Source organism: Parasutterella excrementihominis YIT 11859, assembly GCF_000205025.1.
GTDB lineage: Bacteria > Pseudomonadota > Gammaproteobacteria > Burkholderiales > Burkholderiaceae_F > Parasutterella > Parasutterella excrementihominis.
On the sequence record NZ_GL883740.1, the window covers coordinates 25,797 to 48,784 of the forward strand.

A 22,988-nucleotide genomic window follows, 5' to 3' on the forward strand; every position below is an offset into this window, starting at 1 on the left:
GATTACTGTTCGGAATTGTTTGGCGAAATGGAAGTTTTCTGCATAGGTCTCTAGTGCGTGGGCAATGAGTGACACAGCGGCTCACCTTCCATTCTGATAGTTTGGCATCTCAAATCTTTAGTTTCAATGCTCTCAACTTGGTATGGTGATTTGAGGTCTGAGGTTTTGTTAGTTTATTCACAGCTTTAGAATTGAAAGAGCTTCCGACGGTAGTCTATCGGAAGCTCCTCTTCAGTCGCACTCTAACCATCTAACGAAGGTTAGAGTGTCTCTGAACATTAGGCAGGATTCTTAGCTGCGTTCACACCGGCGATACGACCGTATGTGAAGATGTCAGCCATAGCGTTACCGCCGACACTGTTGGTACCGTGGATACCGCCTGTGACTTCACCGGCTGCATACAAGCCGGGGACGACATTGCCGCGACGGTCAATGACTTGAGCGTCTTTGTTGATGATCACACCGCCCATGGTGTGGTGACGTTTCATCGTAACGCGACCGGCATAGAACGGGGCTTTGATGATCTTGTTGACCAGAACGCCTTCAGCACGGCCGAGCGGATCTTTCTTGGTGTCAACAGCCTTATTGTAGGTGTCGACAGCTTCTTTGAGGTTGTTTGCAGGAACACCGATCTTCTTAGCCAGGTCTTCAATAGAGTCGGCGTAGTAGAGTGTTCCGGTCTTCAAAGCAACTTCGTTTTCTGGTCCTTTGGAGTTCTTCAGCTGTTCAAAACCGTCTGCGTCAACGATTGTCCAAGCAATAGCCTTCGGCTGATCAAGCATGGCGTCACGCAATACGTCACGTCTTGCGTCTTCTTTAATGAAGCGTTTGCCGTCGAGGTTCACAAACAAGAAGCGGTCAACATGCGTGAAGAGGTTAGGAGCATGTTTTTCTCCCGGAACTCCGCCTGGGATGCACTGGATGTAATCCAGACCGCGGGTGCCGGCACCGATATCGACTAAGTCGATTAAAACGTCACCGGTGGCGCCGGGATGGTTTGTGGTATCCAACTGGCCCATGCGAGGATCATGAATGGCTGTCAGTCTGTCATTGGCTGCGAAACCGCCGGCTGCTGCAACGACGCCGTTAAGTGCACGCAGATAAAGCGTCTTGCCGCCTTTTTGTTCAACTTTGACGCCGAGAACACGGCCGCTCAGCTGATGTTCACGGATGATTTCGACGACGCGGGTGTTGTAGAGGATAGGAATGTCTTCTTTCTTGCAGACTTCAAGAAGTGCCTTGATGTATGCGCCGCCTCTCGGTCCGATGGGATTACGTGCACGTTTGTAGAGACCGGCATAGATCTGATAGATATGGTCTTCAAACTTGACGCCATGGTCTTTGAGCCATTGAACGCTTTCAGGTGCTTTTTCTGTGAGCTGGTGAACCAAGACAGGATCGCCGCGTCCGTCGCCGGCAGCTAATGTTTGTTGAGCGTGCAGGTCGGGAGAGTCTTTAATGCCGGCTTTTTCGTAGTCGGCTTTGATAGCTGCGTTAAATCCGCCTCCGGCACGAATTGTGTTGCCGCCGGCAAACATCATTTTTTCAAGGACGACGACTTTCTTGCAGCCGGCTTCTTTTGCAGAGACGGCAGCAGAAAGACCGGCACCGCCAGCCCCAATCACGATGACGTTGTAGGTGTCATCCCAATTGATAGCGGCTTCAGCAGCAGAGCTGAAGAGTGTTCCGAAAACACCGGCAGCGGCAGCAGCTGCAGGAGCGGAACCAAGGAATACTCGACGTGAAAGCTTTGTCATTTTCTTCTCCGAATGTGAAATCTGAGGTTTGAGGCGGTTTGCTTGCTTGGCCTCGTTGAGAAGAAGTCTAAGAATTCAGCGCTTCTCGCCAAATAAACATTAGGTTATTGACAAAGTTAAAGTTAAAGAGTAAGCGATTTTGGTTAAGACTCGGAAACAAGATTTTCTGCCGCGATCATGCCAAATGTGAAGGCATCGGCTAAACCGTTTCCACCGATTCGGTTTCTTCCATGGATGCCTCTGGTGATTTCTCCGGCTGCGCAGAGTCCGGGGATCGTTTTGCCTTCCTTGAGACATTGAGCTTTTTCATTGATCCGGAGGGCGCCCATGGTGTAATGAATTCTCATGCCGACGCGGGCGGCCCAGAAGGGCTAATGGCTAGCCATTGAATATCTATTCAAACCTGCACATACTCAGCTTCCACTGGAGGGAGAGTATGAAAGAAATTCATAATTTGATGACAATCGGGGAAGTAGCCGGATCTTTTGGAGTTTGTGTTGCAACCGTACGACGGTGGTGCAAAAACGGCAAATTCGCACGAGTCATCCGAACAATGGGCAATCAAAGACGTTTTGATCCTGATGAAGTTCATGAAATGCTTCATCCGAACAGCGATAAAAGGATCGTGGTCGGATATGCAAGAGTCTCAAGTTATGATCAGCGCTCGGATTTGACAGCCCAAGCCGAAAGACTGTGCTAATACGGTTGTCAGCTGGTAATCAAAGACCTCGGAAGCGGGCTCAATTGCAAAAAGCCTGGCCTTAAGCGTTTATTGAGACTGCTTTTACTTCGACGTGTCAGCACGTTGGTTCTTACCCACGACGATCGACTCCTCCGATTCGGTACCGAATTGATTTATTTCATCGCTCACTATATGGGCACTCGCGTAGTCATCCTTGATGAACCGGAACAAGAGTCTTTCGAAACGGAGCTCGTCAAGGACGTTATTACCTTGATGACAGTCTTCTGCGCTCGCCTTTACGGGAAGCGCTCATAGAAAAATAAGGTAAAGGAAAATACGGGTATAAAAAATCTAAGTTTTCGTTAGTATCCAATTATTACTTTATTTTTACCCCTAAATGTCCAGCCTTGAGCGAACACTCGTGCGTCAGTTTGAGATGCCCAATGAGACCGATAGAGTTTCATTGGATCGGATGTGTTCGTCATATGGTTTTGTGGCTTCCAAATTTCTCTTTGCCTTCCAAACCAGAGAACTTCGAGGAGAGGTTAGGGACTTCCGAGCTTTTCGAAATAAACTGGTGGCAGCTCTGAGTAAAAAACCTGTTGAATTTAATCAGAGACTCGCGGACTTGCGAACAAACGGCAAAGCGGCGGAGGCAAATCTGCTTACTTTGCTCCGGGAACTTAAAGAGACGTCAGGGCCTCACCTGCAGGTGCGTCACTGGAAGCTGGCTTTGGAAGAAACATCCAAGATGGCATTGACGCATTGGAAAAGCGTCATTGCAGAAGCTAAAAAGAAGCTTGCGCATACGTTAAAGCATTTTAACGATCAGGATCGTCATTACGCGTGCTGGCTGCTTTGCGGTGTAAACCGTCAATTTTTTGAATTGTTGGACGGAAGAATCCCGGTGCCGAATCCGGAAGTATCTTTCGATCGGAACTATTGTCTCAGCTACGATCGGCCTCTTTCTTCAAAGGCACTTCGGTCAATCGCGGGAGTTGTAAGACGAACCGTTAATAAGGTTAGAAGAGACAGCGTCTGTTATCCGCGAACGCAAGCTTTTCACAACCGCATTGACTTTGATGCAAGCTGCTATACAGTCAGATCAACGGAAGATGCTCAATTTCTTGAGCTTATGTCACTGCAGCCCGGTAAAAGAATCTCCCTTCGGCTTAAAGGCAGAAGCAAGATCCGCGGAACGCTCCAGCTGATACGTGATACTGCGGGTACTTACTCGCTAAGAGTGTACGTGCCTCAGCAATGTGAAGAAAAAAGAAAGACCGGCACCGTCATTGGAATTGATCTCGGCTACACAGAGATGATGGCCACGAGTGAACAGGAACTTCTTGGGACGGATCTGGGACAATACTTTTCTGCTATTTCAGACAAACGACGAAAAAACAGCGAAGGCCGAAATCGCATGCATTCGCTCTTTCGCAATCTTTTGAAGAAGCCTAACAAGGACAATCTCGCTAAGGCAGAGCGGATCCGAAAACATAACCTCGGCAGAAAGAAGCAGCGGGCCAGGTACATCCGTGATATCGGAGTTATCAAGACTATCGTTAACAGAGAGTTAAATCTTCTTTTTACTCGGAAGACAAACCCGATCAAGCAGATAGTCGTTGAAGACCTAAGCGCACGTATGAAGGTTCATTTTGGAAAGAAATGGAACCGACGACTGAGCGGCTGGATGCGAGGATACCTACAGGAGAGGATCAGATATAAAGCAAAAAAACATGGAATTGAAGTAAGCGAAGTCAATCCGGCCTACAGTTCGAGAGAATGCCCCCGGTGTCACTGCACGGACAAAAAAAACCGATACGGGAATTCATTTAAGTGCTCGCTTTGCGGGTACCACGGACATGCTGACTTGGTTGCTTCGTTAAACATTCTCGGCCGTCTGGGGGATAAGGAGATCCGTATAGGAATGTCTCCGTCTCGGGTGAAAGCAGTACTGGATGGTCGTTACGTCGGTTGGAAATCATTAAATCATACCGTTTCCGACAAGATTTCAGGTGAGGCACGTGTTGTGGACGAATCTCCCCGTTCAGCCTCATCGAAGAGCGAACTGAGAAGCAATGTACAGGTTTGTACGGCTTCCAGATAACGGTTCGGGAAATATTTTAGCTATTAGAGGCAGTTGGATAATTCGGTGAAATCCTTAAAAAACTAGAGATATTGAGGAACTATAAGTTCTCATTAAAATAGAGAAAATCATGATGGTGGAATGGCTTGATGACTGATAATAACTTGAAGAATTTGCCGCTGGGAACATCTGATTTTGCTGCCTTAAGGCTTGCAAATGAGATTTACGTGGACAAAACGGATTTGGTCTACGAACTGGCTTCTAAAAGACGCAAATATTTTTTGGCTCGTCCAAGAAGATTTGGAAAGTCTTTGTTGATTTCCACCTTTGAGTCGTTGTTCAGACACGGACTAAGAGATTTCAAGGGTTTGGCTATTGAGAAGCTGTGGATTGAAGAGTCAAAACCTCTTGTGGTGAGGCTAGACTTTTCGGAAATAAAGAATTTTTCCTCACCTGAAGACTTCTCGAGAAAATTTACTTCTCTTATTTCTAGATGTTTCGGCATGGTCGGATTCCAATATGTTGACGACGACCTTAACAGCGCTTCAGGTCAATTATCAACATGGCTTCAAACATTAGACATCAACGCGTTAGTAGTCCTGATTGATGAATACGATGCACCATTAACCTCTTGCCTTAATCAGCATGGGTTGTTTAATTCTGTTAGAGAGAGGATCTCTGAGTTTTATGCCGTTCTGAAATCCAACGACAGAGCACTCAGATTTGTGTTTGTTACCGGAATCACAAAATTCAATAAAACCAGTATTTTTTCCGAACTCAATAATTTGAGCGATATTTCTTTAGCCCCGCAATTTGGTTCCTTGTTAGGCTATACGCACGAAGAAGTTCAAACATACTTCGGATCTTACATTGCTAAGTCAGCAGAAGTTCTTTCTATAAGCCAAAACGAATTAATGAATCGGCTTGCTGCTCATTACGATGGATTTTGCTTTGAGGAGACTGGGACGAAGAGGGTTTTTGCACCTTGGTCGCTTCTCAATTTCTTGGCTCAACCTGATCGGGGGTTAAAAGATTATTGGTTTGAAAGCGGAGGTAAGCCTGCCGTTTTGCTTGAATATTTAAAGAGCCATGCTCTTAAGGATCCTGAAGAGTACGCCAGAGATAAAACAATTGCGCTGTCGGAATTGGCTGGCTCTTCTGATGTTGAAACTTTGTCCGATATCGGTCTGTTAACGCAGGCCGGCTATCTCACTATTAAGTCCGTCGAATTTGGTAATACGGTTTTTCTTGATTATCCTAATTTGGAAGTTAAACGTGCAATGGCTCAGCTTTACACCGAGCATCTTTTGGACGGAAAGGTGGCAGGACAAGTAGGAGCAGGGCCGATTGTTAAGGTCTTATATGAAGAGTCGGCGGAGTCTGTTTTCCATATCCTTAATCGACTTTTTCTGGCGATTGATTATCAAAGGTATCCGGTGAGGGACGAAGCTTCTTTAAGAGCCTATGTTCAAGTCTATTTTGCGGGCGCCGGCCTGGATGTAAAAGTTGAACATCACAATGCACATGGCAGGAGCGATTTGGAGGTGAATGCAGGCAATAGACATTGGATCTTTGAGTTCAAGGTTGTGCAGGGCAACAAAGGCGAAACCGAAAAACTGAGTGAGGCTGTTGAGCAAATAAAGCAAAGGCATTATGGAGATCAACAATACTCACAAGAAGTGAAGAGGGTTGCGCTTGTCTTCTCCATTGAAGACCGAAAATTCGTCAAGTGGCAAGAAGTTTAGAGGCGCGGCTTGCACGGAGCCGGACGGGTTTGCGGCTCCGGACCGCGTTAACTTTTCAGTGAGCAAAAATTTTGCTATCTCACTCCTGTCTATTTGCTGCTTTATCAGGGAGGATACGTTTCATACGTCAATCTTGGATAAGATCAACAAGAGCTCCAAATTTCCAAACGGTTGGTCTTCTTCCTCTTCCTTCACTAATTTTTGTCACTAATCCAGCTTTTTCGAGTTTTTGAACGGCGAGGAGGAGAGTGGCTTTCGAGGCCTTCACTTTGGTTTGGTTAATCAAGTTCGGAACCGTAAATATTGGTTGAGCAAATAAGTAATCAAGCAACTCCATCGCCAGAGAAGAATTGGTGGCTTCCGCAAATTGGGTTTTTGAGATCTCGTAAAGATCTGTCATCTTCATCAGTAGAGATGCGTTTGCTTTCGAATGCTCTACGACAGCTCTCAAGAAGAATGAAATCCAAGTATTCCAATCGTTATTTTTTGAGATTTTTGCCAAAGAAGCGTAATAAGCTCCTCGGTGCCTCTGAAGGTATGCGCTGATGTAAAGACAAGGAGTATGAAGGATCTTCTTAGAAGCTAAAAACAAAGTTATAAGAAGTCTACCCATTCTTCCATTTCCGTCTAAAAATGGATGGATCATTTCGAACTGTGCGTGAAGGACAGCGGTTTGAATAATCGGATGTAGATCTTCTCTTCGAGCAAAAAGCTCCCAGTTCTCTATAAGTTCCTCGATGAATAAAGGGTCCGGCGGAACGTAAGAGGCCTGATCTAAAGAAGATCCTGGTTTGCCGATGTGGACTTGAACGGTTCTCCATGCACCGGGAGTCTTACGCTCTCCACGAGCACCTCTCAAAAGTAAGGCATGAAGAGATTTGATTAAGGAGACGGAAAAAGGACGACCGTTTTTAATTTCTTCCAGCCCATAGTTCATAGCTTCGTGGTAATTCAATACTTCCTGAATATCGTCTCTGCGTTCCAAGGGCGCAACTATTCCGACATTTTCTCCCATGACCTCTTCAAAAGTAGTCACAGTCCCTTCGATTTCATTCGATAACTGCGCTTCCTTCATGAGCCAAGATATCCAAAACAAATCGGCTTTGGCTGAGGCTAGCATCATGCCATCTAGATTTGAGAGACTGAGGAGGGAGGAAAAGCTAAGTGAGCCGAAATCACCCCAAGGTAGAGTCTCACGCTGGTCTAACGGGAGTTTTCGGAGGTTGAAAGGTTTTCTGATCATTTGGAACCTTTGAGATGTCACATTCAGCATTTGTCCGATTATTCCTTAAGAACTCAAAAGCATTCCTGCTGTTGCCGCCAATTGTCTGTAGGAATAAGGAACAATTTTGTGTTTAGTTTTTGTCCAAAAATTAAACACAAGTATGATTTTATAGGTATCTTTGGGTTTTGTGTTTAAAAATTGGCGGTTTTTTGAACACAAATAGCTTTTTCGGATGTGTTGTGGATGAAAAAATCGTCAAATTTGGACGCAAATTAGAAGCGGAGGCTTCCATAACAAGGACGAACCAGAGAAGTGCTTAAAGAAGGAAGTCCGTCTTTTTTTGGCCGGACAATTAATTGGCTGGAACAGCGTTTGGAAGATTTGGTATTCCTGTAATTCAGATGTCAAACTGGTTGCGAGCGCAGATTCTTCGCAAGAATCGTTAATTGTCCCAAACCGGCTTTGTGTCCATCAACTTATGCCGACGCATTAAGACTTCTTTATCTTTTTCCGGCTCAAAAATTATTTTGGAGCATGCGTCGAATACATCAGATGAAAGAGGAATGATCTTGTCATCAAGACGGCTGGCGAACAAGCTATGCAAAGCTTCCAAAATCAGTTCCTCAGGCGTTTTTGCTTCTCTTTTTGAAAGTTCAGAAAGCAAAGCAGCATCAAAATCGCTTAATTTCAGGCTGATGGTTTGAGACATCTGTAGCTCCCTTTTAGGAATGATGATCCATTTTACTTGTGCTTGTCGAGGTTGAAAAAGGTGATTTTTTCGTTCACAAAGGCAAAAAATTTAGATTTGTGCTTGGAAAAAGGCTATTTTCTAAACACAAAAGTAGTTTCCATCGGCTTTGCGTTCAAAAAACGTTGCATTTTGACCGTAACTACAAGTAACTTTGAGGATGTCCCGTTTATTTAAAATTAAATTATTGAAAATTCAATAATTGAAAAACAAATAAGATGTCGAATCCTTTCGTTGTCGGTTTCTATGTTCCTGAAGAATACTTTTGTAATAGATCAAAAGAGACCGAGCTTCCAGAGGATTGCATTTTGAAGGCAAGAACGCTGTCCTTCGTTCGGTAAGTGAGGAAGCAAGGACCATTTGAAGAACCACGTCTTTCACGATTTTCTGAAAATGATTAAAGCGATGTATGTTAGGGAGGAGAAGTTATGAGAAGGTTTGCTATTTCAGCATTTGGCGCAGTTTTGTGCTTAGCTTTTTCGACCCTCTTTACACAAGAAGTGTTGAGCGCTGAAAAGGCCCAGCGGCTTTGCCTTGTGAATTCGCCTGCGGAACTTATTGCTTGCCGCCGAGGCGATTCTTTGTACTACCAGCAGCCGGGCCTTGTGCACGGAAAATATCTTCTGGATTTTGCTGCTCAATATTGCGACACAAACTTCGAGATAAATATTCAGTTTCCATACGTACTTTGTGTGTACTCAGGAGTTAAAGAGAAAATTGCCGCACAAGAAATACGTAGAAAAGAAATGGAAAGCAATATGCTGTCTGCCTTGCGAAGGCTTGGTAAAGAATTGGACAATCCTGTGTCAGGATGGAAACAAATCAGTTCAGAGGATGAGAAGCGTTTTCTAATTACGTCGCAAGGTACCGGTTCGGTTATTCAGGACGGAGACGAAGTCACGATCAGATTGCGTTACCCTGGAAAAGACGGCAAACCGGAAAAATTTGACGAACTAAAGACCTTTGTGGTAACGAAAGACGACACTGGATTTAGAGGCTTGAGGCAAGGCAGTTCATTGATCATTGCTTGCAATGGAGAGAAGAAGCTTTTCGAGTTTGTTGATATTCTTTTGGTTACCAAATTGAAACCTTGAGGTTACGATTAGAGGTTGAAGCAAACCAGTTCGAAGCACGTACTTTATTTTTTAGCCTTTCTTTTGTCTAGCTTGAGAGTAAAAATTCTTCCTTAAAAACATATAGATAGATATTTTACGTTATTTAATGTTATTTAATTTCTGTCGGTTGTTTTGTATAGTTGCGAATGAAGGAGACTCTATATGAGTGCGGAATGGACAATTACTGGTTTGACCTACGACAGGGAAAAGGCTGAGAGAACATTAGATAACAACAATCGTCAGGCGAGTTGCTCAGTTTTGTTTTCCGCTCAATGTGCCAGTTTTAACTATTTCATGGCTTCCGAGGTTAATTTAAGTATGGAGGGGCCTCTTATTTGGGAAAAATCGCCCCGATCGTTTATAGACGTCGAAGAAAAGGAAGCTCCTGAAGGCCGAAATGAACGTTCCATTGTTGCTTCGGCTTTGTCTGGCTTAGAAGTTCTCAGGCTTTTGAATACAGAGGCATATGTCAGGCTTTCAAGAATGGAGATTGCTGACAACAAAGAGGACCAACTCCGTTATCTTGAAAAGTTCGGTTTGATTAAAAAGTCTGGGTCTGCATATGAGCTTCCGCTATTTAGCGCATATCTCTTAGCTAGGAATCTCTCGGACTTCAACCAACTGGCCAAAAAGCGTGTTCGAATTGTCTCGTACGGCGGCAACGACAATTTGAGTCCTGCTATTTGTGACATAGAGTTCAAAGAAGGAATCGTCGAGGCTTTTCCATCTGTTTTCAAGGAAGTTGTAAGGTTGATCCCGAGACACGAAAAGATTGATTCAGGGAGCGGAAGAAGGTTAATTGAATTTTCAATTCCGCAAGCTGTTATTAGAGAGGTGCTTAGCAACGCTTTTGCTCACCAAGATCTTTCTTCCGAAGAGGACGGAATAGTTATAGAAATCTTCAAAAATAGAGTCGAGATAACGAATTCAGGTAAACCAGTCTTGGATCAACTTCATTTTCTTGATGGCGCCCCAACTATTAAGAATAAAAGAGTTTTCACCGAAATGAAGAATCTTGGCTTAGTTGATGGACAAGGATATGGCTGGAGAAAAATCGTCAAAGAACTTGAATCTCGAAGTCTTCCGGCTCCTGAAATTAAGATCAGGAAAAATTCAATAACGGTGACGATTTGGTTTGAAAAGCCATTGAAGCTCCTTTCATTGGATCAAAGGAATTGGACGGTCTATTTGCATACCGTGCTGAGATATCTGCTCAACGAGCCGGCGAATAATGCGTCTCTCAGGCAGAGGCTTAATTTGCCTGAGTCGAAATCTTCTACCGTTAGTAAGTTGTTCAGGCAGGCAGCAGAAGGAGGTCTTGTGAAACCTTTTGATAAGCACTCTTCAAATAAGACAAAGAAGTACCTACCAGCTTGGAGCCAAGCTTCGTCTCGAATTCCCGTGAAAACAAAGGATTATGATAAGCTGAAGCTAGAAGAAGAGAAGACAAATAATTCACAGAATTCCCTGTCAAACAAAGCCTTCATCGGTCAGGAAGATGATCAACTTATTCAAAAAGCCCGTCAGCGCTTGAAAGAACTGGGCATCTAATTTGTCTAATTTATTTGACACTCTTAGAGTGTCTACCATAGAATACAGTCTATGGAAATTAAGCAAACACAAAAATTTCACAAGTGGTTTTCAAAACTTGACAACGTCACTTCCGCTATAGTTTTTGCCAGGTTGCTCGTTGTCAGCATGGGCTCGCTGGGGCTTTGGAGAAGCGTGGGAAAAGGCGTTTCTGAGTTAAAGATAGACCACGGTCCAGGATATCGAGTTTACTTCACCTTCAGAGGCGGAGAACTGATTTTGCTTCTAGTTGGAGGCGACAAACGACACCAAAACGAAGATATAAAGAAAGCTCAAGAAATGGCTCAGTGCCCTATCGAAGATTGTGAAAACTTTTTTGAAGGCAATAACGATGAAAACGCTAAAAGTAAAAAAAATGGATGTTGATGACTTCATCCGAGACGATAAATCCGCAGCTGTTTTTCTAAATGAAATGATTAGACTCGATAGCGGAGACGGCTCTATGGTTCGCCTTGCTATCGGAAATATCATCAAATGTCACAATGTTTCTGAAATAGCTAAAACAGCCTGTGTTTCAAGAGCTAGCCTCTACAGTGCCTTTAACAAAGACGGAAACCCGTCTTTCGATATGGTCCAAAAAGTTTTGGCTGCCATGGGGTTGGGCATTCAATTTGTGCCGTTGGAAAATCGCTAAACAAAGGATGTCAATTTAGGAAGCAAACAACCTCTTAAGACGTTGCTCTACGTCGACTAACTCGGCCTAAATGATGAAGCTTGAAAAAGCCTCAGTCGCTGTTCACGCTGTTCGCGAATTTATCAACAAGGCCCGTAACACACCGTCATTCATGACGGTGATTTAAGGGCCTCACAGACTCGTGGTTCGGCATATTTTGATACCTGATTTGTCGGTGGAAATAAAGGGCCCATCACGGATGATTTCGGAATAAGAGAAACGGAACCAAAGATATTTCTCCCCAAAATTTACCGTATCGTTTTTCCCTATGATGCAACTTATTCGACTCCGTTAGAATGGGTTATTACAGCGGGGGAACATGAGTGCTAATTAGACGCGGGTTCAAATTCGAACTAAAACCAAATGGAATGCAGAGTCAACTGATGAAGCAATTCTGCGGCTGCGCCCGTTACGTCTACAACCGCACCTTGTCCCTGGAAAAGTCACTCTATAAGAAAGACAGCAAGCATTCTTTCAAATACACAGAGGCAGCCAATAGACTCCCTGAATGGAAAAAGAAAAATCCTTTTTTAAAAGAGTGTCACAGTCAAGTTCTTCAGCAATCGTTGAAGGACCTGGATCAGGCTTACCTCAATTTTTTTCGGAAACAGGCTAATTTTCCGAGGTACAAGAAAAAATTTCAGCAAGATTCCATTAGATTTCCCCAGGGCGTTGAACTTGATGAGGCTAAGCAACAGATACGACTGCCGAAAATCGGCTGGGTAGGATATCGGAAAAGCCGGGACATCATCGGTAGGATAAAGAATGTCACTGTCAGCCGACGCGGGGAGAAATGTGATGTCAGCATACAGACTGAGTATGAAGTCGTCTCATCTGCTCCGAATCCTTCTGAAATTGGAATAGACATGGGAGTCAAACGTTTTGTGACTATGTCAAACGGTGACTTCGTTGAACCTCTAAACGCTTTTAAGCAGGAGCAGGAAAACTTGCCAAGCTTCAAAGGAAACTTGTGCGGCAAAAGAAGGGAAGAAACAGCAGAAAGACAAAGCGAAAAATTGTTCGATTGCACCGCTATATAGCCGACAGCCGAAGAGATTTTCTTCACAAGACCTCGACAAAGATAGCTAAAAACCACAGCCTCATATACGTCGAGGATCTGAAAGTCTCGAATATGTCCGCTTCTGCCAGTGGAACAAAAGAATCCCCAGGCAAAAACGTTAGGCAAAAAAGCGGACTGAATCGATCCATTTTGGATCAGGGATGGTATAGCTTTTTCCGCATGCTCTCCTACAAATTAAAGCAGAGAGGAGGAAAGCTGATAAAAGTTGATCCCAGAAACACGAGCAGAACTTGTCCGCGGTGCGGACTTGTCTCGGCAGAGAATAGAAAATCGCAAGCAACCTTTGCATGCATTGGCTGCGGTTTCCGCTCCAACGCAGATGAGGTCGGAGCGATAAATATATTAAGGGCCGGGCAGGCCCGGTTAGCCTGTGGTATGAGTGGTGCAGTAAGGCCGCTGTCAGCAGGAACCCGAGGAGACCTGCTGCAGCACTAAGCTACGGCCGCTGCAGAGGTGGTATAGAATCCTCGCTATTTATGACGAGGAGGACGTCAATCTGTTGATTCAGACGGAAGGGGTGTAATCATCATGTTAACTAATTGCGAAGACGAACTCGTCTTGAATAACTTTTTAAGTATTCTCGCCAAGGACATAGAAAATTGTCCGCAGAACTTAGTTCCTATGACAGTTGAGAAGTTTATTAAAATTTTTTCTCTCGTAGAGGACATTAAGATTGATCTCGAGACTCCTTTGGATGAAGAAGATGATGAATGAAAAGTCTTCTTGGAGGATACCCCCCCTAGGGACCTTTGAGAAACAATTTTCTTCTCTGGCTGATAAGAACTTTAGGAGTAGAAGATTAGTTTTCGTCTTTTGCTTCCTTTTCCACTCGAGCTTCTCTGTAACCAAGTCCGCCGGCAAGAGAATTAAGGAGGATTGTGCTCATGCCTTTTTGTTCGTTCAGATAGTTAACAGAGGCACCGTCAATACGATCTCGTCTTAGCTCAGTCATCGCATCCTGGTTCATAAGTCCTACTGAGTTTGTCTCTTCCTGCTCATCAAATTTCCTATTGAAATCTTTTAATCCCGCGTTTAACGAGGTTGATAGGAGAGAGGCGCCCTCGGTTTTGTCTTTGAGCGAAATTGCTTGTTTGCCGATCAATTCTCCTCCCTTGCGTTGCATAGCTGATAAGGAGTTATCTCCATGACGTTTAAGAGCGTTTTGTTCAAGACCAGTATTTTGTATTTGTCCGGGGCCCAAATGCCGGACATCTGCAGCACGATCGTAAGAGTCTGCGGCAACTGAAGCACCTAAATACTCTCGTTTATCGGAAGAATCAAAGAGAGCTTTAAGGTGCGATTCTGCAGACAGGTTGTCTGAAGACAGTAATTTCTGCATAACCAAAATGTCGTTATTGACGGCAGTTTGACTTGTTCCGCTTAGGGTCTCTGACTGAGATCGAGAAGCAGAGAACGTCTCAGACACCATTCGGCTTTGATCATTAGAGGAGCGATAGGCCTTATCCAAGGCAGCCGAGAAGTTTTCAGCGACCCGACGCATTTCATCATTGGTAGTCGAGGAGGCAATTTCTTTCGCTGTGCTCTTGAGCACCTGGTAGGCCTCGGCTTTCTGACGTTGGGTCGCGGCGCTTTGAGAGCCTGTTGCAGTGTCTACGAGCAGCTGAGCAGTTTTTGCTTCCAGTCCGATTCCCATTCCTGCAGCTTCAGCTGCTCCGCGAAGATGAGACATCGCATTTTGCACATGTCGTGCAACAGGTTTTCCTTCTGAATCTTTGCTCTGCGTCGAAACGGCTCCGAGTACGGCCGGACTACTTTGAGCAGCGGCTAAGTTTAGATTCTCAGACGAAGCGGAAGAAACTCCCTTGGCATCTTTGGCCGCTTCCTTTGCAGCATCTGTGGAGAACTGTGCTTCTCCGCCTCCGGCTTGAAGTTTTGCGCCGCTCGTGAAAGACAAGTTCTCGGAATTCGATAAACCTCTGGATACGGTTGAAGATTCTCCAGTGCTCTTCGAATAAGAAGATGAAGACGAACCGGCAGTAGACTGCCCTGCGCTCAGGCGTTCGGATAATCCTTGACTCATTGCTCGAGCAAATTCTCGGCTGACGGCATTTGAAGAAGTGGCAGCCGAAGACAGAGAAAGAGCCTGACTCTCAGAAGCAGTCAAAGTTGTTGCGGAAGAAGATGCTGTTCCTGTCGTGCGGCTATGCGTTAATGCACCGGAAGAAGAAACGCCGAGATCAATAGAGGTTCGAGCCATGCCTGTCACGGTTCCGGTTTCGTCTCTTGTGACGGAGCCATAAGCAGTCTGAGATTTAGAAGCATAAGGATCACTCCAAGAGGAAGAAAGATCGGATTTATTTGCGGAAGCCGAGTTCATGGATGTATTTCCCATAGAGATGTTTCCGGCATTGAAGTTTCCGGCTGCCGCTTGAGCGGAGGCGCCGGAAGAAGCGCCTTGAGCAGGCGCCATTAAACCTGTGGCCATCGAGACAAATGCCATATCACTGCCTTTGGCAAGTGCAAAGGCAATCAGAGGGATCAAAAGCATGATGCTTCCGGCAATGGCTTGAGAAGTGGCGCCGGCTTCACGAATGATTCCGGCTGCCAGCAAAGTACTTCCGCCGAACTCGGTGGCAATCCGATTCATCGGATTGGCGTCTACGGAAATCATCAGATAGTTAGCAACGGAGAGGAGCGGCGCCCACAGCTGGAACCAAATCAGCAATACAAAGAACGATCTAAAAACCGCTCCGGCAGCGCTTCCTGCCGCTACCATCAAAAGAAGCATTAGGGGGAAGGCGGCAATGACGATGAATTCCACGCAGTTGCGAATCTTAGGAAGACTGTGTTCCGCCAAACGCGCCAAGGTGCGGTAATTGATTTCGGACGTGAGATTGGCTTGAGAAGCGGAATATTTAGCGGCGAGATCAAGCGGAGCGCCGGCCTGTGCGGCAATGGATGCCATGCCTCGCGGAAGGGCTGTGAGCATGACGGAATGCTTGAGGCTCTGTTCCAAGGAACGAGAAACACCAAGCAAAAGCGCTTCGCTTTGCGGAAGCGTGCGTCGAATGACATCGGCGGGATCAATTCTTTCCGGTACTAAGACGGTACCGAGGCGCTTAGACAAGAAGTCGAGTTCAACGGTATTGAGATGCTGTTCGAGGTTTTGGAGCGCCTGATCGCATCGTTGGACGGTGCCGTCGGAAGAGACGGAAGAGCGTGCCGGATTGATCCAGCCGTCTGCGGAAATCGTGGCCCAAATGTCGCCGGAGTGGCTGAGTTCTGCCGCTTTATCGGAATGATCCAAGAGCTCCGGTCCGATGCAGTCGGCAATAACACGATCCGTTAAAGCACGGCCTTCCGGTGTGACGGGGCCGGCGGCTAAAAGACTATTTAAGGCGCGCTGAGGATAGACTAAGCCGAACTTAGAGAAGCGTTCAGCATCCGGCAGAGAGAAAGCAGTTTCGAAGCTTTCGGTGAGAAAGTGTCCGATTTTAGAAGTGGCGGACGCAAAGAATCCCACACCGAAAGGGACGTTGCTTACGACATAAACATCAGCGCTCCGTTCGTCGTGTATAGCGACATCTACTTTAGGGACGAGCATTACAGAGTAGAACAAGACGGCAGCAAAAAGATAAACCTTTGAAGCCAATCCCTGCCACTTCAGAAGGGCGCCGGTGAGAGTGACAAGAAAGCCGGCAAGCACGGCAGTTTTAAGCAGACCTTCGTAGGAGGAGCCGGAGCAAATCGAAACCAAGGCTTCGAATAAGTCTCGAATTTGGCCTCCGTTCCAGTAGGCGTAATAGTCCATCACCATTAGAGGTTTTCTCCGAAGGAAAGGTTGGCCGCTAAGTCTGCGGCTAAAGCGCCCTTGACACTTCTTTCTAAGTGTTCAATCTGCGTAATGAAAGAGTGGGCTCGGCTCATCTGCTGAAAGACCGCATCGCTGCGCGATGCAATGTCTTTACGGACTTCATCAATTCTTGCCTCAATGACCTTTAGGTGTTCGGCAGCAATAACGCCGGTCTGAGAAGCGGAAGAGGCGGAAGCAGCAGCCTTGATGTCTAAAGACAGACGATCCATGGCTCGTATGACGGCTTCAAAAGCGGCAGCTTCGACGTAGATGCGCATGATGTCTTGAGAGAAACCTAAGTAACGATGAGAAGCGGTGGCATTGATCAGACGGATTAAAGGGATGGTGGAAGACGAAGCTAAAAGCAGCATGTCGGCTTCGGAGACAAGATTTGGGTCGCGGCGCAGGATGGAGTTTCTGTAGTTTGATGCTGCCTTCATGAATTCATAGGGAAGGTTAACTTCATCGAGCGTTGTCTTTTTAACAGTCAAGCAGCGATCATCTCCGTCTTCTTCGACACAGCGGAGCCGGAAAGCTTCACTCTCTAAGACTTGGGTGTCGGGGCGTCCGAAAAGAAAACCCACTAAGTCCTGACCGGCGATCGGGATGGCACGTGTCACCGTATCTTTACCGGAGCCTTCACGGACATAAATGACGGTGCCCACGAGCGTCATCATGAGTTCTTTTAATTCTTTGCTGTAAGAAGCATTAAAGCTGCCGCCGGAAAGCAGGGACCATGTGAGGTTTAACTCCGGCGCATCGACCACATTTCCGCCGGAATCTTTACGGGTCGGCGCGTAATCCAAAACGGCGGCGCCGTCCGTGCGCGTCTTCGCATCGGCTTCCGAAGCATCAGAAACAATACCTGAGGCACGCAAAGCATTGCGGGCGTCAAAGCCGGTCTTCTGAATCCATTGCTCTGCGCCGCTCATCTTTAAGAGGTTTTGTGCAGAGGTGCAGGAGTCCTGGAACATATTGGTGTACTGGCGAATCATGTCACGGAAGCTGGTGACTTGTTCATTGAGGTCGGGTGCTAACGACTGAAGGGCAAGCTGAAAAGCTAAGCCCGGAAGGGCGGTCCCGATGTTGCGTAAGAAAGCGACGAATTCTTCTCGAGACGGAATACCGAAGGCGCCAAGAAATAAGTCAATGCCGCCGCAGCCGGCAGACAGAGAAGGCGGAGTGAAATAAAACGCATTGAAGTCTTTGCGCGGGGCTCGATAGACAAATCCGCCGCCTGTGACGGTATTCATGCCGGAAGACTGATAGACACCTGCCGGTGTGACATTGCCTTGATAAGAACCTGCGGCAGAATAGAAGTCTTTCATGAAGCCTGCGGAAGCGTCTGCAGTGAAGAGACAGGTGCTCAGAGCCAAAGCTGAGAAGAGTTTTGTGAATTTACGGGTCATGGCTGAAGAGGATTAAAGGGACGGAGGGACGGCCTGCGTTGTTACGGGAGTCGCGGCTAAGGCGTCAGGGGCAGAAAAGTTTGTGGTCTTTTGCACAGAGCTTGCGGCTTGTGCGCCGCCGAAAAGCGATTCTCCGGGCTTGCTTAAGGCGAGCGTCTGGATGCGGCTTAGCATGTCTTCGAGAGAAAGTACGCCGGAAGACACTAAGTAAGAAGCGGATTGATCGCGTTTGACCATGAACAGCGCAGGTACTCGGTCGAGTCCCAAACCGTTGGTTAAAAGTTTGGAGACGCCGTTGTCGGGGAGCGCGTCCGGGAAATGATCATTAGAGGAACCGTCCAGAGATACCGCGAGTACTTCAAAACCGAACGTGTCTTTGAGCTGTTTTACCAGCGGCGACTGCAAAGCACAGAAGCGGCAGTCAGAGCGGTAGAAATACATCAGCCCCCAGCCTTGTGCGATCTGCGGAATCTGTTCTTTACGGATTTGGTTTCTGTCTTCCTTTAAAGAGACTTGGGCGAAGTTTGCGGCCGGATTAATGGTTGAGAAATCAAACTGCGGGTTCTGCCAAGAAACCCGACGGTTCATGTCTGTGAAGAGCGCGGCTTTTTCTTGGACGAAATGGTTCACTTCTTGGAATGCCAAGACATTGGCTTCCGTGGGAAGGAAGGTCGCGATCTCTAATCGTTTGGTGTACTCAGCTCTCAGTTCAGCGGCGCTCAGGATTAAAGAAAGATCTTTAGGCGCATTAGGATCCGGAGCTTTTTTCTTTAATTCTCCAGGCGGATAGTAAAGAAAACCTCGGTCATCTGAATTCCAAACGTCTTCTTCCCAGAAGGAAGCGGCCTGCGACGCGGGGACAGCAAGCGTTAAGACAAACGATAAAAGCAGACAAAGATTTTGTGGTCTTTTGCACATAGTTAGAGATTAGTTTTTAAGATTTTTAGAAGGCGCTTTAGATGATGAGGGGCGGTTGGGCGCTGTCGGCGTACCCGTGAAATTGGGATCGACGACATGCGAAGATCCAACTGACGGCGGGACATAAGCGCCTAAGTCTTTATCGACCAAGTTCTTGGTGTGGGTGGTTCCTCGGTCTTGAGCAGCTGCGGAATTAAGTTCGTTCTTTTGGACGATTAAGGCTTCGAATTCAGACAAGTCCATCGCGTCAAAATCCAGGCGTTCAAGCTCTTCTTGGGTAAAACCTTCGCACTGAGGGTTTTGGGCCGAGCCCCAGCCTTTGCCCAACTGAGGCCGGCCTTGTTCCTGAAGGATTCGGGCAAGCGGAGAGTTGTAGCAGCAATAGCTTTCTTTTCTTTCGACGCAGGTGACGACTTTCTTGGAACAGTAAGTTCCGACATAGTGGCAGAGCTTCTGGCCTTTCTTGAGCATTAAGGTTTGCTCTTTAGGTTCGCACTGGAGATAGTCCAATGCGATTTGGAGGGCAACGGACATGGCGAAAGAGGTGGGGTCAAACGTGAAATACATTTGGCCCCCTTGGAGCGTCATTCCGAAACCATAGAAAGAGAGCGACGGATTGTAGATACCGCTCGTTGCATCGCCGTAGAGCATATTCAAGATGCCGGAGGTAGCGTCAGAAGCCGACAAGACGTCATAAACGTAGGGGCTTCCGATGTATTTGACGGTTTCTACCGTCACGTCTCCGGCAAAGCTCATTGCTTTGCCGAACGCAGACGAATTGGCTGTTCCGGCTTTAACTTTGGTATCGCAGCAGGAGAAGCCTAAGACTTTCTTGGAGCATTCATCGACTTCTCCGTTAAAGAAGCGGCCGTTGTCGTAGTCGCCGTAAAGGGCGCCTTGACGAGCGGTCTCGAGCATTGTGATCACTTTAGAGAAGTCGGAGTCGGCCGGATCACCGGAGCCCTCGCAGACGCCGTCCAAGCATTCGGCGGGACGGCAGATGGTTTCCGTGACGGCGGAGCCTTCTTTTTCTACACAACGATAGGTGTGGGCAGTGGTCAGGCACTTGCCTTCGTCATCGACCGCAATGCATTCGGAAGAGACTTTGACGCAGTCTTTATCGGCTTCGAACTTACCGCAGTCGTTCTTGGTTTCTTCTGAGCCGTTGCCTGAAGCTCCGCAGACGTAGATATACTCGTATTTCCAGCAGTCTTTATAGACGGGTACGCCGTTGATGATCTTTTCTGCCGGGCCTTCAACGCATTCCGTTCGAAGCACCGTACAGGCCGGATTATCTTTAAGCGGAAGACAAGTGTCCGAGGGTTCAATGGAACCGATGACAATGTTTGAATCAATGATGTCGGCGCCGGGTGCGGAGATTTCTGAGTCGCCTTTACAGAAGATCTCTTTTTTGTAAGCCAGACACTTCGGGCCGTCACGTTCAATACAAGTGGATTTACGGATTTCGCACTCGGGAAGTTTTTCTAGGGCTTCGCAGGCGTTTTCGTTTAGGGATTTGGTGCAGTTATAGATGTATTTGCGCTGAATGCATTCGCCTTTATCGTTGGTCTGCATACAGGAGTAACCGGAGGCTTTACAGGTCATGCCTTCCGTAGCTGTTTTACAGGCAAGAAGATCAAAGCCCGGTTTGGCCGGTGTGCCTTCCGGCGTGATGTCATCGCCTTCAATCGGATCGGTATTAACGCAGTGGAACTTCTGCGAATACTGCGCACAGGAACCGTCGGCACCGACTCGCTCGCAAACTTTTTCTCCTATGGGCTGACAGCCTTTAGAGGCGATGATTTGGCAGCTATTGGAGGCGCCGGGAGCAGCGCAGGCAAAAGCGAGTTCTTTCTTCCAGCACTCTTTATAAACGGCTACGCCGTTAATGATTCGTGTCTCAGGACCTTCGATACATTTCTCTTCTGCGATATAGCAGTCGGGATTGTCTAAGAAACTTGAACAAGTCGTCGTATCCGTTCCGGATATAACGGTATGAGAACTATCGAGAATTTCGATGTTTTCTGTTTCTTTTGCTTCTTCGGAACAGATATAAGTACTGTTCCAAGACATACAGGTACCGGTCAGGCTGTAACTCAGACACTCTGCTTTTGTTTGACGACAACCCGGTGTTTGTTTTAGGCCGGAACAATAATCGACAGTCGAGCTTGAAGTGCAGTGACGCGTGGTTTGATAGTTCCAGCATTCGCGCCAGACCTCAACGCCATTAATAAACTTGGAGCCGGGACCGTCGACACAGACCTCGGGGCCGTCCGTGCAGGCGGCACGGACAGGCGCAGAAGACAGGACGGTCAGGGAGGACAAAAGGACGATTAAAGGAAGACGGATCATGATTCGAACTCCACGACTTTGCCGTCATCGCTGACGCAGGTGGTTCGCCACTTGTCTAAGGAAATGTCGTTGACGTTTTTCTGAAAAGAAAAACGCTTGGAGATCGACCCTGAATAATCCCATTTGCCCGGCCGCGTGTAGATATCCATCTTGATTTCTACCGTACAGTTCACGCCGGTACAGCGAGTTTGTCCCGTCCAGACGCCTTTACAGTTAGAGAAAAAATGTTCGCTTTGAAAGTCCTCCGCCTGTATATCAAAACCGAAGTTAGCGGAATTTTTAACGTTGGTTTCTATCCGAAGTTTTGGGATAAGGTCATTAGAACACTGGTACTTGAGTTCAATGACGTCTCCGCCGTTGCAGGTGTCTTTGCCTAAAGAGGAAGAGGTCTCGGAAGCAGCTTCAAAGAATTTGCCGATTTCGCAGCCCGAGTAGCCGACCACTTCCAAGTATCGATTGCATCGATAAGTGTTTTGTTCAAACTGCTGAGTTTTACAGCGGTATTGATAGGTGCTGTGGATTTGGACTTTTTCTCCGACGTGGCAAGTTTGGGGCGGTGTATGAAGACACGTGTAGTCCTGTGAAGTTTCGTTGTAGTCGGCGAGGCACTCGACGGTAAGTTTCTTACCGGTTCGAGCAATACATTCAAATAATGTTGAGACATCGAGCTTTTCTGTCCAGCCTTCAAAGCAGGACTGAGTGGAGCTTCCGACCGTGGTTTCTTCGCAGACGGAAAAGTCGGTCTGGGGCGGACGAGTGGTGGTAATGGTTTCGCAGATTTCCTGACCATTAGGCGGAAGATCGGGAAGCTTGTTTAAGAGATGATCACGATCGGCCAAGATGTTGTCGAAATCGGATTCTTCCCAATCGGGTCTTGAATGTGTGTCGTAAATCACCTGGACGGCTCTGCAGTCCATAGAAGTTTGCGACAAACATCCGTCGGCTTTTGAGCTGCCGGGCGTCAGAAGATTGCCTTGACCTTTAGCAAACAGATCTTTGAGTTCGGAAACGTCTGAGCCATACTCAGGAACCGTGCCGGAAGCTGAGCTCTCGGTGAGGATGTCTTTGATCGACAGCCTAGCTGCTTCTTCTTTGGCGGCGTCCATCGCGGACTGTTTGTCGTAAGCGACGGCCGAGGAGCTCAAGAGCATTAAAAGGGCGGAGCTGATTAAAGCGCGAGGAAGGGTGCTAAGCATTACGGTCGGTTCCCAAGTTTGGTGCGAAGCGAGCGGGCGGCGTCTCCGATCGAGTCTTTGCGATCGGTTAGACGGTCTAAGGCGTATCCCAAGGTCACGTCTCCGGGAACAATGACGGCTTTAGGGCTTTGGATGCACCCGTCCGAGGAAGCGGAGCTTTCTTCTCTGATGATTAAAGCGGGAACCTGACGGACATTGAATTCGGAAAAGAGTTCAGGATTGAGCTGAACATCGGCGCCGGAATCGATTAGGGACTGGAAGGCTACCAGCGACTGAGGATTAAGGAGCGGAAGTTTAGAGTCCGTCGATTCTTTGGTCTCCGGCACGCCGCGGAAAACCAACGGGATCCCGGCGTCTTTGGCATCACGGGCCAAACGTTCTAAAGAAGCCTCGGGCATAGAAAACGATACCAAGACAAAGACCTGCGGCAGAGGCTTTTGCGGTGCGGCCTCCGGATATCGCATCTGCTGAGAGAGTTCGGAAGAGGCATCAAGTACGTCCTCGATGGTCCAAGGCTCAGGTGCCGCAAGGCAAACAAGCGGACAAGTTATCAAGGCGCTCAGGATAAATTTGAAAAAGTATGATTTATTCATAAAT

The 22,988-nt window shown here is 47.1% G+C and carries 17 protein-coding genes and 3 pseudogenes; 10 read left to right on the forward strand and 10 right to left on the reverse strand.

The genetic code is table 11. The annotated features are described in order from the left end of the window. Nucleotides 1-278: 278 nt before the first annotated feature. Together HMPREF9439_RS09250 and HMPREF9439_RS09255 are read right to left on the reverse strand one after the other, a co-directional pair. On the reverse strand, nt 279-1,757 hold the full coding sequence (locus tag HMPREF9439_RS09250; protein ID WP_008864621.1) for an FAD-dependent oxidoreductase: 1,479 nt from the start codon (nt 1,755-1,757) through the stop codon (nt 279-281). Nucleotides 1,758-1,900: 143 nt separating this feature from the next. Continuing rightward, nucleotides 1,901-2,116, reverse strand: a pseudogene (locus tag HMPREF9439_RS09255) (FAD-binding protein); the annotation flags it as partial. A 77-nt stretch (nt 2,117-2,193) separates the two neighbouring features. Here HMPREF9439_RS09255 and HMPREF9439_RS13360 point away from each other — a divergent pair. The 4 genes from HMPREF9439_RS13360 to HMPREF9439_RS09270 all read left to right on the forward strand — a co-directional run bounded on the left by HMPREF9439_RS13360 (nt 2,194) and on the right by HMPREF9439_RS09270 (nt 6,270). Then, complete coding sequence (locus HMPREF9439_RS13360; protein WP_008864623.1) at nt 2,194-2,457, forward strand: helix-turn-helix domain-containing protein; 264 nt, start codon at nt 2,194-2,196, stop codon at nt 2,455-2,457. A gap of 18 nt (nt 2,458-2,475) precedes the next feature. Then, nucleotides 2,476-2,754 (forward strand): recombinase family protein, encoded by a 279-nt coding sequence (locus HMPREF9439_RS13365; protein ID WP_270208218.1) that lies wholly within the window; start codon nt 2,476-2,478, stop codon nt 2,752-2,754. Nucleotides 2,755-2,860: 106 nt separating this feature from the next. Beyond that, the gene (locus tag HMPREF9439_RS09265; RefSeq protein WP_244862428.1) at nt 2,861-4,546 is read left to right on the forward strand and encodes an RNA-guided endonuclease InsQ/TnpB family protein; all 1,686 of its coding nucleotides are present in this window, start codon (nt 2,861-2,863) and stop codon (nt 4,544-4,546) included. Nucleotides 4,547-4,674: 128 nt separating this feature from the next. Then, nucleotides 4,675-6,270, forward strand: a complete 1,596-nt coding sequence (locus HMPREF9439_RS09270) for an AAA family ATPase (protein WP_008864626.1) — start codon at nt 4,675-4,677, stop codon at nt 6,268-6,270. A gap of 127 nt (nt 6,271-6,397) precedes the next feature. Here the strand turns inward: HMPREF9439_RS09270 and HMPREF9439_RS09275 are convergent, their stop codons facing one another. Both HMPREF9439_RS09275 and HMPREF9439_RS09280 read right to left on the reverse strand, forming a co-directional pair. Next, entirely contained in the window at nt 6,398-7,543 is a 1,146-nt protein-coding gene (locus tag HMPREF9439_RS09275; protein ID WP_008864627.1) for a Fic family protein, read from the reverse strand. 394 nt (nt 7,544-7,937) lie between these two features. Further along, a complete protein-coding gene (locus tag HMPREF9439_RS09280; protein WP_008864629.1) occupies nt 7,938-8,204 on the reverse strand; it encodes a hypothetical protein in 267 nt (88 codons plus the stop codon). Between the two features lie 467 nt (nt 8,205-8,671). Between HMPREF9439_RS09280 and HMPREF9439_RS09285 the strand changes: the two genes are divergently transcribed. The 6 genes and pseudogenes from HMPREF9439_RS09285 to HMPREF9439_RS13670 all read left to right on the forward strand — a co-directional run. Next, nucleotides 8,672-9,337 carry a hypothetical protein gene (locus HMPREF9439_RS09285; RefSeq protein WP_008864632.1) on the forward strand — a complete coding sequence of 222 codons (666 nt, stop codon included), beginning with the start codon at nt 8,672-8,674 and terminating at the stop codon, nt 9,335-9,337. Nucleotides 9,338-9,520: 183 nt separating this feature from the next. Next, nucleotides 9,521-10,909, forward strand: coding sequence for an ATP-binding protein (locus HMPREF9439_RS09290; RefSeq protein ID WP_008864633.1), 1,389 nt, complete (start codon nt 9,521-9,523; stop codon nt 10,907-10,909). A 51-nt stretch (nt 10,910-10,960) separates the two neighbouring features. Next, the gene (locus tag HMPREF9439_RS09295; RefSeq protein WP_008864634.1) at nt 10,961-11,314 is read left to right on the forward strand and encodes a type II toxin-antitoxin system RelE/ParE family toxin; all 354 of its coding nucleotides are present in this window, start codon (nt 10,961-10,963) and stop codon (nt 11,312-11,314) included. Continuing rightward, nucleotides 11,280-11,582, forward strand: a complete 303-nt coding sequence (locus tag HMPREF9439_RS09300) for an addiction module antidote protein (RefSeq protein WP_244862430.1) — start codon at nt 11,280-11,282, stop codon at nt 11,580-11,582. The genes HMPREF9439_RS09295 and HMPREF9439_RS09300 overlap by 35 nt, the downstream gene beginning before the upstream one ends. Nucleotides 11,583-12,004: 422 nt before the next feature. Next, nucleotides 12,005-13,137: pseudogene (locus HMPREF9439_RS09305) on the forward strand (RNA-guided endonuclease InsQ/TnpB family protein). A gap of 81 nt (nt 13,138-13,218) precedes the next feature. Then, nucleotides 13,219-13,416: pseudogene (locus tag HMPREF9439_RS13670) on the forward strand (type II toxin-antitoxin system PrlF family antitoxin); the annotation flags it as partial. A gap of 85 nt (nt 13,417-13,501) precedes the next feature. On the opposite strand, the gene HMPREF9439_RS09315 reads toward HMPREF9439_RS13670, so the two are convergent. Genes HMPREF9439_RS09315 through trbC form a run of 6 tightly spaced genes read right to left on the reverse strand, consistent with a single transcriptional unit; the run spans nt 13,502 to nt 22,984 of the window. Beyond that, entirely contained in the window at nt 13,502-16,480 is a 2,979-nt protein-coding gene (locus tag HMPREF9439_RS09315) for a conjugal transfer protein TraG N-terminal domain-containing protein (protein ID WP_008864639.1), read from the reverse strand. Then, nucleotides 16,480-17,925: a conjugal transfer protein TraH gene (locus HMPREF9439_RS09320; protein ID WP_040603566.1), complete on the reverse strand. Its 1,446-nt coding sequence runs from the start codon at nt 17,923-17,925 to the stop codon at nt 16,480-16,482. The genes HMPREF9439_RS09315 and HMPREF9439_RS09320 overlap by 1 nt, the downstream gene beginning before the upstream one ends. Nucleotides 17,926-17,937: 12 nt before the next feature. Continuing rightward, nucleotides 17,938-18,843 (reverse strand): conjugal transfer protein TraF, encoded by a 906-nt coding sequence (locus tag HMPREF9439_RS09325; RefSeq protein ID WP_008864641.1) that lies wholly within the window; start codon nt 18,841-18,843, stop codon nt 17,938-17,940. 9 nt (nt 18,844-18,852) lie between these two features. Beyond that, a complete protein-coding gene (gene traN, locus HMPREF9439_RS09330; protein ID WP_157645878.1) occupies nt 18,853-21,195 on the reverse strand; it encodes a conjugal transfer protein TraN in 2,343 nt (780 codons plus the stop codon). Continuing rightward, on the reverse strand, nt 21,192-22,391 hold the full coding sequence (locus HMPREF9439_RS09335; RefSeq protein WP_008864644.1) for a hypothetical protein: 1,200 nt from the start codon (nt 22,389-22,391) through the stop codon (nt 21,192-21,194). The genes traN and HMPREF9439_RS09335 overlap by 4 nt, the downstream gene beginning before the upstream one ends. After that, entirely contained in the window at nt 22,391-22,984 is a 594-nt protein-coding gene (gene trbC, locus HMPREF9439_RS09340) for a type-F conjugative transfer system pilin assembly protein TrbC (RefSeq protein ID WP_008864645.1), read from the reverse strand. Before trbC ends, HMPREF9439_RS09335 begins: the two co-directional genes overlap by 1 nt. Nucleotides 22,985-22,988: the final 4 nt, after the last annotated feature.